This is a genomic window from Priestia sp. ABM2_011, assembly GCF_056158845.1.
Genome location: NZ_JBSWUB010000001.1, coordinates 263,776 through 277,265, shown reverse-complemented (window position 1 = coordinate 277,265; position 13,490 = coordinate 263,776). Strand labels below are relative to the sequence as shown.

14 protein-coding genes and 4 tRNA genes are annotated in these 13,490 nt (G+C 38.2%); 1 reads left to right on the top strand and 17 read right to left on the bottom strand.

The genetic code is table 11. The features are described from left to right. Window positions 1–3 precede the first annotated feature (3 nt). From yycF to ACXAE4_RS01515, 17 genes are all read right to left on the bottom strand, one after another. Window positions 4–711 (bottom strand): response regulator YycF, encoded by a 708-nt coding sequence (gene yycF / locus ACXAE4_RS01595; protein ID WP_013085552.1) that lies wholly within the window; start codon window positions 709–711, stop codon window positions 4–6. Between the two features lie 262 nt (window positions 712–973). Next, window positions 974–1,046, bottom strand: a tRNA-Phe gene (locus ACXAE4_RS01590). A gap of 4 nt (window positions 1,047–1,050) precedes the next feature. Next, window positions 1,051–1,126 (bottom strand) — tRNA-Asp (locus ACXAE4_RS01585). A 35-nt stretch (window positions 1,127–1,161) separates the two neighbouring features. Beyond that, a tRNA-Glu gene (locus tag ACXAE4_RS01580) sits at window positions 1,162–1,233 on the bottom strand. Window positions 1,234–1,248: 15 nt separating this feature from the next. Further along, a tRNA-Lys gene (locus tag ACXAE4_RS01575) sits at window positions 1,249–1,321 on the bottom strand. Window positions 1,322–1,488: 167 nt separating this feature from the next. Further along, window positions 1,489–2,775 carry an adenylosuccinate synthase gene (locus tag ACXAE4_RS01570; protein ID WP_475235319.1) on the bottom strand — a complete coding sequence of 429 codons (1,287 nt, stop codon included), beginning with the start codon at window positions 2,773–2,775 and terminating at the stop codon, window positions 1,489–1,491. Between the two features lie 187 nt (window positions 2,776–2,962). After that, window positions 2,963–4,327, bottom strand: a complete 1,365-nt coding sequence (gene dnaB, locus ACXAE4_RS01565) for a replicative DNA helicase (protein ID WP_013059909.1) — start codon at window positions 4,325–4,327, stop codon at window positions 2,963–2,965. Window positions 4,328–4,443: 116 nt separating this feature from the next. Further along, the gene (gene rplI, locus ACXAE4_RS01560) at window positions 4,444–4,893 is read right to left on the bottom strand and encodes a 50S ribosomal protein L9 (protein WP_013059910.1); all 450 of its coding nucleotides are present in this window, start codon (window positions 4,891–4,893) and stop codon (window positions 4,444–4,446) included. Next, window positions 4,890–6,863 (bottom strand): DHH family phosphoesterase, encoded by a 1,974-nt coding sequence (locus tag ACXAE4_RS01555; protein ID WP_025752414.1) that lies wholly within the window; start codon window positions 6,861–6,863, stop codon window positions 4,890–4,892. The genes rplI and ACXAE4_RS01555 overlap by 4 nt, the downstream gene beginning before the upstream one ends. 36 nt (window positions 6,864–6,899) lie before the next feature. Then, a complete protein-coding gene (locus ACXAE4_RS01550) occupies window positions 6,900–7,844 on the bottom strand; it encodes a YybS family protein (RefSeq protein ID WP_033580875.1) in 945 nt (314 codons plus the stop codon). A gap of 138 nt (window positions 7,845–7,982) precedes the next feature. Beyond that, window positions 7,983–8,222 carry a 30S ribosomal protein S18 gene (rpsR, locus tag ACXAE4_RS01545; RefSeq protein WP_013059913.1) on the bottom strand — a complete coding sequence of 80 codons (240 nt, stop codon included), beginning with the start codon at window positions 8,220–8,222 and terminating at the stop codon, window positions 7,983–7,985. A 66-nt stretch (window positions 8,223–8,288) separates the two neighbouring features. After that, the gene (gene ssb / locus ACXAE4_RS01540; RefSeq protein ID WP_013059914.1) at window positions 8,289–8,789 is read right to left on the bottom strand and encodes a single-stranded DNA-binding protein; all 501 of its coding nucleotides are present in this window, start codon (window positions 8,787–8,789) and stop codon (window positions 8,289–8,291) included. Window positions 8,790–8,836: 47 nt separating this feature from the next. After that, on the bottom strand, window positions 8,837–9,124 hold the full coding sequence (gene rpsF / locus ACXAE4_RS01535; protein ID WP_013059915.1) for a 30S ribosomal protein S6: 288 nt from the start codon (window positions 9,122–9,124) through the stop codon (window positions 8,837–8,839). A 189-nt stretch (window positions 9,125–9,313) separates the two neighbouring features. Next, entirely contained in the window at window positions 9,314–10,414 is a 1,101-nt protein-coding gene (gene ychF / locus ACXAE4_RS01530) for a redox-regulated ATPase YchF (protein ID WP_028411917.1), read from the bottom strand. A gap of 170 nt (window positions 10,415–10,584) precedes the next feature. Then, entirely contained in the window at window positions 10,585–10,782 is a 198-nt protein-coding gene (locus ACXAE4_RS01525) for a DUF951 domain-containing protein (RefSeq protein ID WP_013059917.1), read from the bottom strand. Window positions 10,783–10,796: 14 nt separating this feature from the next. Next, window positions 10,797–11,690 carry a mechanosensitive ion channel family protein gene (locus ACXAE4_RS01520; RefSeq protein WP_028409761.1) on the bottom strand — a complete coding sequence of 298 codons (894 nt, stop codon included), beginning with the start codon at window positions 11,688–11,690 and terminating at the stop codon, window positions 10,797–10,799. A 67-nt stretch (window positions 11,691–11,757) separates the two neighbouring features. Beyond that, window positions 11,758–12,771 (bottom strand): YkvI family membrane protein, encoded by a 1,014-nt coding sequence (locus ACXAE4_RS01515; protein WP_028411916.1) that lies wholly within the window; start codon window positions 12,769–12,771, stop codon window positions 11,758–11,760. Between the two features lie 86 nt (window positions 12,772–12,857). Here ACXAE4_RS01515 and yyaC point away from each other — a divergent pair, with 86 nt between their 5' ends. Continuing rightward, window positions 12,858–13,478, top strand: coding sequence for a spore protease YyaC (gene yyaC / locus ACXAE4_RS01510; RefSeq protein WP_028411915.1), 621 nt, complete (start codon window positions 12,858–12,860; stop codon window positions 13,476–13,478). Window positions 13,479–13,490: the final 12 nt, after the last annotated feature.

Below are 13,490 nucleotides of genomic sequence, written 5' to 3'. Positions count from 1 at the left end.
AAATTACTCCTGCTCTGGGCTGCGTAAATAATAGCCTACTCCACGTCTTGTTACAATCCACATTGGATGGCTTGGATTATCTTCAATTTTTTCACGTAATCTTCGAACTGTTACATCTACCGTACGCACATCACCAAAATAGTCATAACCCCATACAGTTTGAAGCAAGTGTTCACGCGTCATGACTTGTCCAATGTGCTTCGCTAAATAATGCAGCAGCTCAAATTCACGATGAGTCAGTTCAATCGTTTCTCCGCGCTTAGACACAATATAAGCATCTGGATGAATAACAAGTGCTCCAATCGTAATTTCATTCGTTTCACTTTCTTCTGTTGGAACAGCTACCTGCTGATGTCTACGTAAATTAGCTTTTACACGTGCTAATAATTCACGCGTACTGAACGGCTTAGTTACATAATCATCTGCACCTAATTCTAGACCTAAAACCTTGTCAATTTCAGAGTCTTTTGCTGTTAACATGATAATAGGCATATCATATTTTTTGCGCACTTCTCGGCAAACTTCCATTCCATCTTTCTGAGGAAGCATAATATCTAATAAAATCATTTCAGGCTGTACTTCTTCCACTTTTTCAAGTGCTTCTACGCCATCATAAGCACAAAATACTTCGTAACCTTCTTTTTGCAAATTAAACTTTAAAATATCTGCAATCGGCTTTTCGTCATCTACGACTAAAATACGTTTATCCATGATCATCGTTCTCCTTTATTAGTTGAAGCAAAATATAAAAGATAGTATTCATACTGTTTGAATACCGTAGTTTTATTATACTTGATAACCCTTAAAACGTCACAAGTTCATCCTCTACTATACATGAAGATATATGATTTTCAACCATCTCTAAATACAAAAGTAATATATTACCATAAAAGAAATGCAAAGCAAATAACGTTTTCTTTTAAATGTAAATAAAAGAAAAAAGCATGACTTTAAATAAAGTCATGCTTTTTGATGGCTCGGGACGGAATCGAACCGCCGACACAAGGATTTTCAGTCCTTTGCTCTACCAACTGAGCTACCGAGCCAAAATGGCGGTCCCGACGGGAATCGAACCCGCGATCTCCTGCGTGACAGGCAGGCATGTTAACCGCTACACCACGGGACCTCAGTCTATATGCTATGTATTAAAAATATTAAAAATGACCCGTACGGGATTCGAACCCGTGTTACCGCCGTGAAAGGGCGGTGTCTTAACCGCTTGACCAACGGGCCACGTTGTAACAAAAGTGAGCCATGAAGGACTCGAACCTTCGACCCTCTGATTAAAAGTCAGATGCTCTACCAACTGAGCTAATGGCTCATGTTATATCTCTTAGCGACGCTTATTATAATAACATGATATTTCATATGAATGCAATAGTTTTTTTAAAACTTTCTTTTTATTATTGAGCTTTTTTAAAAATCTTGTTAAAAAAGCACCAATTATAAATAAAAAAGGTTAGCTCACGAAGAGCTAACTCTTTTTATTTAGCTATATACACCACGTAATACATTTGTTTGTGTACAATCTGGACCTACAGAGAAAATAGATAAAGGAATACCTGTTAATTGAGACACGCGCTCTAAGTAGTGGCGAGCGTTATCAGGTAACTCATCTAATGTTTTCACACCCGTAATATCTTCTGTCCAACCTGGAAGCTCTTCATATACAGGTTCGCATTCTGCAAGTGTTTTTAAGCTAGCAGGGAATTCTTCCATAACTTCCCCTTTATAACGGTAAGCTACACAAATCTTTAATGTCTCAATTCCCGTTAATACATCAATTGAGTTTAAAGATAAGTCTGTGATTCCGCTAACGCGGCGAGCATGACGTACAACTACACTGTCAAACCAACCTACACGGCGAGGACGACCAGTCGTTGTACCATATTCACGTCCTACTTCACGGATTTGATCACCGATTTCGTTTGTTAATTCAGTTGGGAAAGGACCGTCACCAACACGAGTTGTATACGCTTTTGATACACCTACAACGTGTTTGATTTTAGATGGACCTACACCAGAACCAATTGTTACTCCACCCGCTACTGGGTTTGAAGATGTAACAAATGGATATGTTCCTTGGTCGATATCTAACATAACACCTTGTGCGCCTTCAAATAGTACACGACGTCCTTCGTCTAACGCATCATTTAATACTACTGATGTATCAACAACATATTTTGCAACTTGTTGACCATACTCATAGTACTCATCTAAAATTTCTTCTAATGTAAAGCCTTCTACTTCATACATTTTTTCAAGAAGGCGATTCTTTTCAGCTAAGTTTTGTGTTAATTTTGCTTCAAATACTTCACGGTCTAGTAAATCGGCAATTCGAATACCAACACGTGCTGCTTTATCCATATAAGCTGGTCCAATACCTTTTTTCGTTGTACCAATCTTATTTTCACCTTTACGTTCTTCTTCAACTTCATCTAATTTTAAATGATATGGAAGAATCACATGAGCTCGGTTACTAATACGTAAGTTTTCTGTTGTTACACCGCGATCATGTAAGTATTTTAATTCTTGAACAAGTGCTTTTGGATCAACAACCATACCGTTTCCAATTACACACGTTTTGTCATTATAAAAAATACCTGAAGGAATTAAATGTAACTTATAAGTTTCACCATTAAACTTAATTGTGTGACCTGCATTGTTCCCACCTTGGTAACGTGCAATCACTTCTGCATTTTCTGATAGGAAGTCTGTAATCTTCCCTTTTCCTTCATCTCCCCATTGTGTTCCTACTACAACGACTGAAGACATATCTTAAGCACCTCCGCTTAGTAAGCAACAGCTCACTACGACATAATTTAACCATGGATAAGTGTATCAATTTATCACACTAAAGTCAATTAAATCCGAACGATTTAACAAAAGTTATTACAAATATATCGTATTTTGCAGAACGAATGCGATAACAATAAAATAAAACCTCTCATATTGAGAGGTTTTATGCACCAGGCGGCACTCCTGCGTCATCAAAGCGCCGCTCGAGATTAACGAATTTATTGTATTCTTTTACAAAGGCAAGCTGTACGGTTCCAACTGGACCGTTACGCTGCTTGGCTATAATAATCTCGATAATATTTTGATTTTCTGTGTCTTTTTCATAATAGTCTTCACGATATAAGAAAGCTACGATATCGGCATCCTGCTCAATACTTCCGGATTCACGGATATCAGACATCATCGGTCGCTTATCTTGTCTCTGCTCTACGCCACGGGAAAGCTGTGATAAGGCGATAACAGGAACTTCTAATTCACGGGCTAAAGCTTTTAACGCACGCGAAATTTCAGATACTTCCTGCTGTCGGTTTTCTCCGCTTCGTCCATTACCTTGAATAAGCTGTAAGTAGTCAATTAAAATCATCCCAAGTCCGCCTTCTTGTTTCAAGCGACGACACTTAGAACGAATTTCACCTACTCGAATACCCGGTGTATCATCAATATAAATCCCTGCATTGGACAAAGATCCCATTGCCATCGTGAGCTTTCCCCAGTCATCGGCTGTAAGCGAGCCTGTACGCAGCCTTTGTGCATCAATATTTCCTTCGGCACACAGCATCCTCATAACAAGCTGCTGAGCACCCATCTCTAAACTGAAGATTGCTACGTTCTCATCCGTTTTCGTTGCAACGTTTTGCGCAATATTTAAGGCAAAAGCCGTTTTACCTACCGATGGACGCGCCGCTACAATGATTAAATCATTTCGCTGGAACCCTGCTGTCATTCTATCTAAATCACTAAACCCAGTTGGGATACCTGTAATGTCACCTTTTCGATTGTGAAGAACTTCGATATCATCGTACGTTTGTACAAGTACATCTTTGATATTTTGAAACACACCGCTGTTTTTACGCTGTGCTACTTCTAAAATGTTTTTTTCCGCTTCATTTAATAAAACTTCCACTTCGTCTTCCCTTGCATATCCTTCTGAAGCAATATGCGTTGCAGTACGAATTAGACGGCGTAAAATCGACTTCTCTTCTACAATTTTACCGTAATATTCTACGTTTGCAGCCGTTGGAACAGAGTTAGCTAAATCACTTAAATACGATACGCCGCCAACTTCTTCTAGGATTTTTTGGTCAGCTAATTCAGACGTTACCGTTACCAAATCAACCGGTTCACCTTGGTCAGAAAGTTTCAGCATACATGTAAAGATTTTCTGGTGCGATGCCCGATAAAAATCTTCAGGTATCAGCAGTTCAGATGCTAAGGTTAAAGAAGAAGGCTCTAAGAAAATGGCCCCTAATAGCGCTTGCTCTGCTTCAATATTCTGAGGCGGAAGACGATCAGCAAAAAGATCACTCATATTTCTATGCCCCTCTTATATTCTTTCAGTATTTTCTTTCATCATAAATGTTGGCGCGAACAAATACAAGTCCGCGCCAACCCTTTATATTATTTACTTATTTCTCAATCGTACGTTTATTTTTGTTCAGTCACGTGTACCTTTACAGTAGCCGTTACTTCCGGATGTAATTTAACCGGTACATTTGTGTAGCCTAATGCGCGAATGGCATCATTTAATTCAATTTTACGCTTATCTACTTTAATTTTGTGTTTTTTCTTTAATTCTTCAGCAATTTGTTTGCTTGTGATAGAACCGAATAAACGGCCACCTTCACCAGATTTTGCTGTTAATTCAACTGTCAGTTCTTCAAGAGTTGCTTTTAACTCTTTGTTTGCTTGAAGTTCTGCAGCTGCATCTTTTTGCTCTCTATTTTTTTGTGCTTCTAATACTTTCACATTACCGCCTGTAGCTTCAACAGCATAACCATTTTTTAATAAGAAGTTATGTGCATAACCATCTGAAACATTTTTCACTTCACCTTTTTTGCCTTTTCCTTTTACATCTTTTAAGAAAATTACTTTCATGATTTTTTACCTCCATCTAAGTACTCATCAATTGCTTGTTTAAGCCTTTCTTCAGCTTCATCCAAACTAATGTCTTGAAGCTGAGTAGCAGCATTCGTTAAGTGGCCTCCGCCTTGGAGACTTTCCATAATAACTTGTACATTGATATCTCCAAGCGATCTAGCACTAATGCCAATTAGATTATCCCGTCGCTTAGAAATAACAAACGAAGCAACCACTCCGCTGATTGAAAGCAGCGTATCTGCAGCTTGCGCGATTAACACTTGATCATACATTTTGTTCGGTTCAGCGCGTGAAATGGCAATACCCGCTGTATAAATCTCTGCATGTTCAATGAAGCGTGCTCGCTGTACATATTGCGTAATATCTTCTTTTAAAAACTTTTGAACAAGAACCGTATCTGCGCCTTGAGAACGTAAAAAGGACGCTGCATCAAACGTACGAGATCCCGTGCGTAATGTAAAGCTTTTTGTATCGACAATAATACCGGCTAAAAGTGCTGTTGCTTCTAGCATATCAATTTTAAATCGTTTTGGCTGGTATTCAAGAAGCTCAGTAACGAGTTCTGCTGTCGAGGAAGCATATGGCTCCATATAGACAAGAAGAGGGTCTTCGATAAAGTCTTCTCCTCGTCTATGATGATCAATGACCACGACATTTTCAATACGATTTAATAACCTTTCTTCAATAACGAGCGACGGCTTATGCGTATCTACTACTACTAAAAGAGTATCATCACTCACAAGATTTAAGGCTTCTTCAGGCGTAATAAATCGTTCCCACAGGCCTTCTTTCTTTTTAATCTCTTCTAGCATTCGCTGAACACCTGTATCAATATGATCAGGATCTAATACGATAAAACCGTCTTTCTGATTTACTTGCGCTACTTTTAATATCCCAATAGCAGCTCCTACAGCATCCATATCCGGATACTTATGACCCATGATAATCACTTTTCCACTCTCTGTAATGAGCTCTTTTAACGCGTGAGAAATAACTCTGGCACGCACGCGCGTCCGTTTTTCCATTGGATTAGTCTTGCCGCCAAAGAATTTCACTTTTCCATTCGGCTGTTTAATCGCTACTTGATCTCCACCACGACCTAAGGCCAAATCCAAGCTAGATTGAGCCAAAGCACCCAGTTCGGGCAAATCAGCCGCACCAGCCCCAATACCGATACTCAATGTAAGCGGTATATTTTGTTTAGATGTCTCTTCTCGAACTTGGTCTAAGATAGAAAATTTACTTCGCTCTAAATGAATTAAGATTTGTTCATTCATAATCGCAATAAATTTCTCAGAAGACGTACGTTTAATAAAAATACCGTATTCTTGAGCCCAACTATTTAACATAGAAGTTACTTGGCTATTCAAGTTACTTTTAACTTGATCATCCATTCCTTGTGTTAGTTCATCATAATTATCTAAAAAGATAATGCCTAAACTTGTTCGTTCTTCTTCATACAACTTTTCGATTTCTATTTGCTCTGTAATATCAAAGAAGTACAGTAAGCGCTCGTCTCGTTTAATAACCACTTTGAATTTCCGATCATGCAACGTGACAACTTCTGTTTCCACTTCTTGTTTAATCAGTGGAATAATACTCTCTGCTACATCGTATAATGATCTTCCCACTAGTGTATCTTCACCGAGACAAGATGCTAGAAAAGGATTGGTCCATTCAATTTGATATTCATCATTAAACAACATAATCCCAATCGGCATTTCCATTAATGCCTCTTCGCCTACTTTTTTCAGCCGATGAGACAGCATTGAAATATAGGTTTCAAACTCATCGGACAGCATTCGCTCCATTCTCATGTATAGAAAAAGACAGGCTAATAGTAATATAAAGCCTATCATTCCTATGATCCAATTATGATAGGTCACGATACCTACTAAAATCAGGGCTATACTATACAATGAGTAAAATGGATAGCGAATGACATTCTTTTTTGTAAAGACAGGCATCCATTTCAGCTCCTACTTTTTTAAGTTCCACAATATCTACTTTTTTGTGTCTAATTGTTTTCTTAAATTAAATCCTAAATCAATTATACCTAAGATGCGCACAATTTGAAGGATAATTGGAATAATTAATGCTAAAATTGTTACAACAATTGGAATTGCTTTCGCATACCCTTTTTGATGTGAGAAATAGAAGATAAAAGAGATCCCTTGTAACACTACTAGCATTTGCAGTCCCATCACGATGTTGATAATAGCTACGTACATAAATGTACCTTGTTCAATATTAAAAGATGGGAAGGATAAGATTAATGCAATCAAATAATACCATAGAATACTTTTAGGAAGTTTAAATTCACGAAAAGGCGGGAATGCTTGCACCTCATAACCTGTTCTTTTAAGAATAGGCGTAGCAATAAGCTGAGAGAAAAAGGCTAGAATAACTCCACCCATAACAATTAATAGAGGCAGCAGATTTTTAAACATATCAAATGCATCTCTCATTTGGTCAATTTGAGATTCCTTAACGTCTTGTCCTAAACTTTTCATCATTTCAATACTTTGATTAATCGATTGATCTAAAGCATTATTTATTTGCTCCATTAAATTAACATTAAAAATGACATTTGCTCCTACGAACAATAAAAGTAAACCTAAACTAAATGCAACCGTGCCGCCTAGTAAAATGGTATACCTTTTTTGTTTTTGTCGGTAAAGCATTCCTATTGCTAATCCACCAATACCAAATACAAGTGTAAAAGGAAGAGTCAATACATTTCCAAATAACAAAGTCAATAACAACCCTACTACTAAAAATAATATTGCCTTTTTCCACCCATGACGAACGGTATACACAATAAATGGAACAGCTAGCGCTAGTTGAAAAATGGTTCCCACAACAGGTATGTATAGTGAAAAAAGCAACAGCGCTACAAACAGCGCTAAAAGAGCTGCTCCTTCTGTAATATATCGAATTCCTTTCACAACTTCACCTCGTTGATATAGACTATTATTTATTTTATCGATTCAGTTCATAAGAAGCAACTATTTGGCAAAAGAGCACCTATGTAATGTAAAAAGAGGCAGTAAGGGAATCCTTACTGCCTCTTTTTATACCGTTCATTATTCACCAGAAACATATGGTAATAATGCCATTTGACGAGCGCGTTTGATAGCGATCGTTAATTTACGTTGGTATTTAGCGCTTGTTCCAGTTACACGACGAGGTAAAATTTTACCACGCTCTGAAACGAATTTTTTAAGCATATCTACATCTTTGTAATCGATGTGAGTGATGCCGTTTGCTGTGAAGAAACAAACTTTACGACGTCTGTTGCGTCCACCTTTACGTCCACCTGCCATTTTGATACGCCTCCTTCCGCTTAAAAGTTTCTATAAAATTTTATACTCCGGATAATCTACTGCGAATTAAAACGGTAAATCGTCATCAGAAATGTCAATTGTCTCGCCATTATTTGCAAATGGATCATCATCAACGCGAGTATAACCTTGATTACCTGAGTTACGGTTCTGATTATCTCCAAATGGAGAGCCTTGTCCAGATCCTCCAGTGTTAGCAAAGTTACTGCGTTGCGTATCCCCACCGCCACTTTTCGGCTCTAAAAATTGCACACTTTCCGCTACAACTTCCGTTACGTATACACGACGACCGTCTTGTCCTTCGTAACTGCGAGATTGTAGTCGACCATCAACACCAGCTAAACTTCCTTTTTTAAGGAAATTGGCTGCATTTTCAGCCTGACGACGCCATACAACACAGTTGATGAAGTCAGCTTCACGTTCACCTTGCTGATTTGTAAATGTGCGGTTTACCGCTAAAGTGAATGTTGCAACCGCTGCTCCACTCGGGGTATAACGTAATTCAGGATCTTTGGTTAAGCGTCCTACGAGAATTACGCGATTCATCATCAGAACCACTCCTTAAGGAAATAAAACCCATTTATTTAAACGTTTAATTATGCTTCTTGTTTAACAACGATATGACGGATAATGTCTTCGTTGATTTTCGCAAGACGATCAAATTCAGAAACTGCTTCTGAAGTAGCCGCCACGTCAAGAATCATGTAGTAACCGTCACGGAAATCATTGATTTCGTATGCTAAACGACGTTTACCCCATTCTTTAACATTTGCGATTTCAGCACCATTATCAGTTAATACGCCGTTGAAGCGCTCAACTAATGCTTTCTTTGCTTCGTCATCAATGCTTGGACGGATGATGTACATTACTTCATACTTTCTCATCACTGTCACCTCCTTTTGGTCTAACGGCCCGAAACGGGCAAGGAGCAATAAAATATTACTCACGAATTAAAATTATAGCACACTACCCTAGGCAAAGCAATATGCATTGCAGGCTGTTTCGTAAATATACGCTAATATTTTCGCCAACGATAAAAGCCGAAAGAAGATATCTTCTTTCGGCTTTTAATCTTATACGTTAAAGCGGAAATGCATAACGTCTCCGTCTTTTACGATGTATTCTTTTCCTTCTAAACGTACTTTTCCAGCTTCACGAGCTGCTCCCATTGTTTTGGCAGCTAATAAATCCTCGTATGACACCGTTTCTGCACGAATAAATCCACGTTCAAAATCTGTATGAATAATACCTGCACACTCAGGAGCTTTCATACCTTGTGTAAACGTCCACGCGCGTACTTCTTGCTCACCAGCTGTAAAGTACGTAGCTAATCCAAGTAAATCGTACGCTGCACGTACAAGCTGATCTAGACCTGACTGTTCAATGCCTAGTTCTTCAAGGAACATTGCTTTTTCTTCTCCTTCAAGTTCAGCAATTTCAGATTCAATGCGTGCGCAAACAACAATTACTTCTGCACCTTCGCTTGCCGCATACTCACGCACTTTTGCTACATATTCGTTAGCAGATGCATCGGCTACTTCATCTTCAGCAACGTTTGCTACATAAAGAATAGGCTTAATCGTTAGCAAGTGAAATTGTTTTACTAATTTCATTTGTTCTTCTGTAAATGATACAGCACGAGCTGGCTGATCACTTTCAAATGCATTCTTTAGTTTCTCTAGAATTTCGTATTCATACATTGCTTCTTTATCTTTTTGTTTAGCCATTTTTTGAACACGGCCAATACGTTTCTCTACCGTTTCTAAATCTGCTAAAATCAACTCTAAATTAATTGTTTCAATATCTGAGATAGGATCTACTTTTCCTGAAACGTGCGTGATGTTTTCATCTTCAAAACAACGCACAACGTGACAAATCGCATCTACTTCTCGAATATGAGATAAGAATTTATTTCCCAATCCTTCACCTTTACTAGCACCTTTTACGATTCCAGCGATATCTGTGAATTCAAATGCTGTTGGGATTGTTTTTTTAGGTTTTACAAGCTCTGTAAGTTTTTGAAGACGATGATCAGGTACTTCTACGATACCTACGTTAGGATCAATCGTACAGAAAGGGTAGTTCGCAGATTCTGCGCCCGCTTGTGTAATTGCATTAAATAATGTTGATTTTCCAACGTTAGGAAGACCAACAATTCCAGCTGTTAAAGCCATATATTTATTCACTCCTCTTTATATATCCGAAACAAGTTAACCTGTCACAATTATAGTGAGTCAACTTTTGAAATACAAGTTTGATAAAGAACCTTTAACCGCATGGGGTTAAGGTGCCTCATTTTGTCCCACCTTACAGTATAAGGCATAAACATAGAAAATGCATGAGGTTATTCCTCATGCTTTACAAGAATTTTTTTCATTTTACGTGCAAAATCACGTCTTGGAATCATTACGCTATGGCCGCAGCCTTCACATTTAATACGGATATCCATTCCCATTCGAATGATTTTCCATTCATTTGTACCGCAAGGATGAGGTTTTTTCATTTCCACAACGTCATTTAAACCAAATTCTTTTTCCGTCATCAGCTCTCTCCTCCTTATGTCCCTTTCAACGTCGACGAATGCTGTGCTTCTTCTGTACGATTATACATAACCATACGTGGAAATGGAACTTCAATTCCATGTTCATTTAGCCTTGTACGCACTTCTTTACGAATCATACGAGAAATATGGAAATGTCTCATTGGTTTTACTTCGCTTGTAATCCTCATTGTGACTTCAGTTGCATGGATATTTTGAACCCCCAGCAGTTCAGGCGTTTTCACCATATCTTCATAGCGACTTGGCAATTCTTCTAACAGGTCTAAAATCACTTGTTCTGCTTTTTGTATGTTTTCTTCATAAGAAATGCTTACATCAACGAAAGCTACGCTGTTATGTAACGAAAAATTAGTGACCTCTACAATACTGCCATTGGGTAAAATATTAATTTCGCCTGTCCAACTCTTAATCTTCGTTGTGCGCAACCCAATTTCTTCCACAGTCCCCTCAAATGTTCCTACTCGAACATAATCGCCAACGGAGAACTGATCTTCAAAGATAATAAAAAACCCCGTGATGATGTCTTTCACTAAGTTTTGAGCACCAAACCCTACCGCGAGCCCTACGATTCCAGCCCCCGCTAGCAATCCACGGACATCTACCGATAACGTTTCTAAAATCATAACTCCCGCAACGAAATAAATGGCATAAGAAAAAATATTTTGAAGCAAACGGACCATCGTAGCTTCTCGTCGCTCAGAAATACGCAGAGGGCTATTTGTGCGAACCTCTACGAATTTATTTAACGCTTTCTTTCCAATTCGAATTAAAAACATGGAAATAAGTAGAATCAACAGAATTTTTATAAATCCCTCTCCAATATGTGCCCACGTTTCTTCTTGAAAAAATGGCTCAAACACGTTCTTAAAAACCGACTTCAACGAATTCATACTACATGTAGCTCCTAACGTAACATAATCTGCATATGAGAAAGTTTTAACCTATTGTAGCAAGTTTCTACGAACTTTTGTAGCGATTTCGAAATGGATACAACAGAACGGCTGTTACTAGAAATAAATTGACGATTCCATACATTGGATACAAAACGGCAATCAAAGTAGAAAACCCTACCTTTGTAAAGGGAATCATTAAAAGTAGCCAGCAGGCTGCCAGTTTCCAAAGAGATTGCACCTTTTCAGTATGAAAACGCGCGGTCAACCCTAAAATTCCCGAAACGGCTGTCGTATAAATTGCGATAAGCAAAACAATGCTCATTAAAAACGTCATCATATAAGGAAAATCTTTAAGAATAGCGAATAATGGAATTTCATAAGAGGAAAGAAGCCCTGAAACTTGAATAAGTGATTCATTATAAATAAAGGAGAGACCTCCTAATAAAAAACCACTGCCAACACTTGCAATATAAATCTCTTTTTTGCTTTTAATTTCCTTTCCAATTGTAGATAATACCGCGACGAGAGGAAGAATATTCAAAGCCGTAAAGGTAAAAGCAGCAGGCCAATTATGCTGAAGATGCCAATTAGTTACTCCAGGATGACGTAAAACAAATGTAAGAAGTACGCCAGCTAGTCCAATCATTAAGATTGGCATAACGAAAGAATTGATAGAAAGCAGTCCACTTAATCCTCTTGAAAAAACAAAGACAATCAACGCACTAAGAGCACCAATTCCCCACCAGTAAGGAACATGCCACATTTCCAATGTCGCCCCGCCGCCTGCGATCATAATCACCGTCGTCGTAAACAAATAAAAAACGATTAAAACGTCGTAGGCTGCAGCCCATTTCTTTCCTATTAATTCAATTAGTACTGGGTAAAATTGATTGGTTCGATAGCGATAGCTGATTTGCATAATCACATTGCAAGAAATCGCAAAAATAATAGAAAATAGAAAAATAGCAAGTCCGCTTTCTTCGCCAAAAAACTGCCATAGCTCTCTCCCTGAAGCATATCCAGCGCCTATCATGGTTCCCATAATTAAGAATATCCATTTACATCCTGCTCTCCACATCGATTTTCCCCCAATCTATGAAATATATGTATAGAATCTTCAAAATCTTCGTATACTGTTACTATTATGTATAAGGAGTGGACCCTATGAATTTAAAATCTCCCTTCTTTGAGAAGACACAACATTCAACCCGCGTATTTCATGATGAAGAATCTGCTATAAAGAAGCTGAGTACACAGTTACTATCTTTACTTCCAGCACAGAAAGACAGACCAATTGTTTTTGTATGTATTGGAACGGACCGTTCAACTGGGGACTCATTGGGTCCATTAGTCGGAACGAAACTGAATGAAAAAAAGGTTTCATCTTTTCATATTTTTGGAACGTTAGAAGAGCCTGTTCATGCTGTTAATTTGAAAGAAACGTTAAAACATATTCAAAAGCTTTTCCCGAATCCTTTTATTATTGGAATTGATGCTTGTTTAGGTCGTATGAAAAGCGTAGGCTCTGCATCACTTGGAATAGGACCCGTTAAACCAGGAGCAGGGGTTAATAAAGAATTGCCGCCAGTCGGGGATATTCATATAACAGGGGTTGTCAACGTGAGCGGATTTATGGAGTTTTTCGTCTTGCAAAATACGAGGCTTCATCTTGTTATGTGCATTGCCGATTTAATTGCGAAAAGCATTGAGACTGTACACAACGAACGAGAGAAAGAGTTTAATGCTTCTCCGGTTTACCAAACTGTAAGACACTATAAACAATAAAAAAGGTTGTCC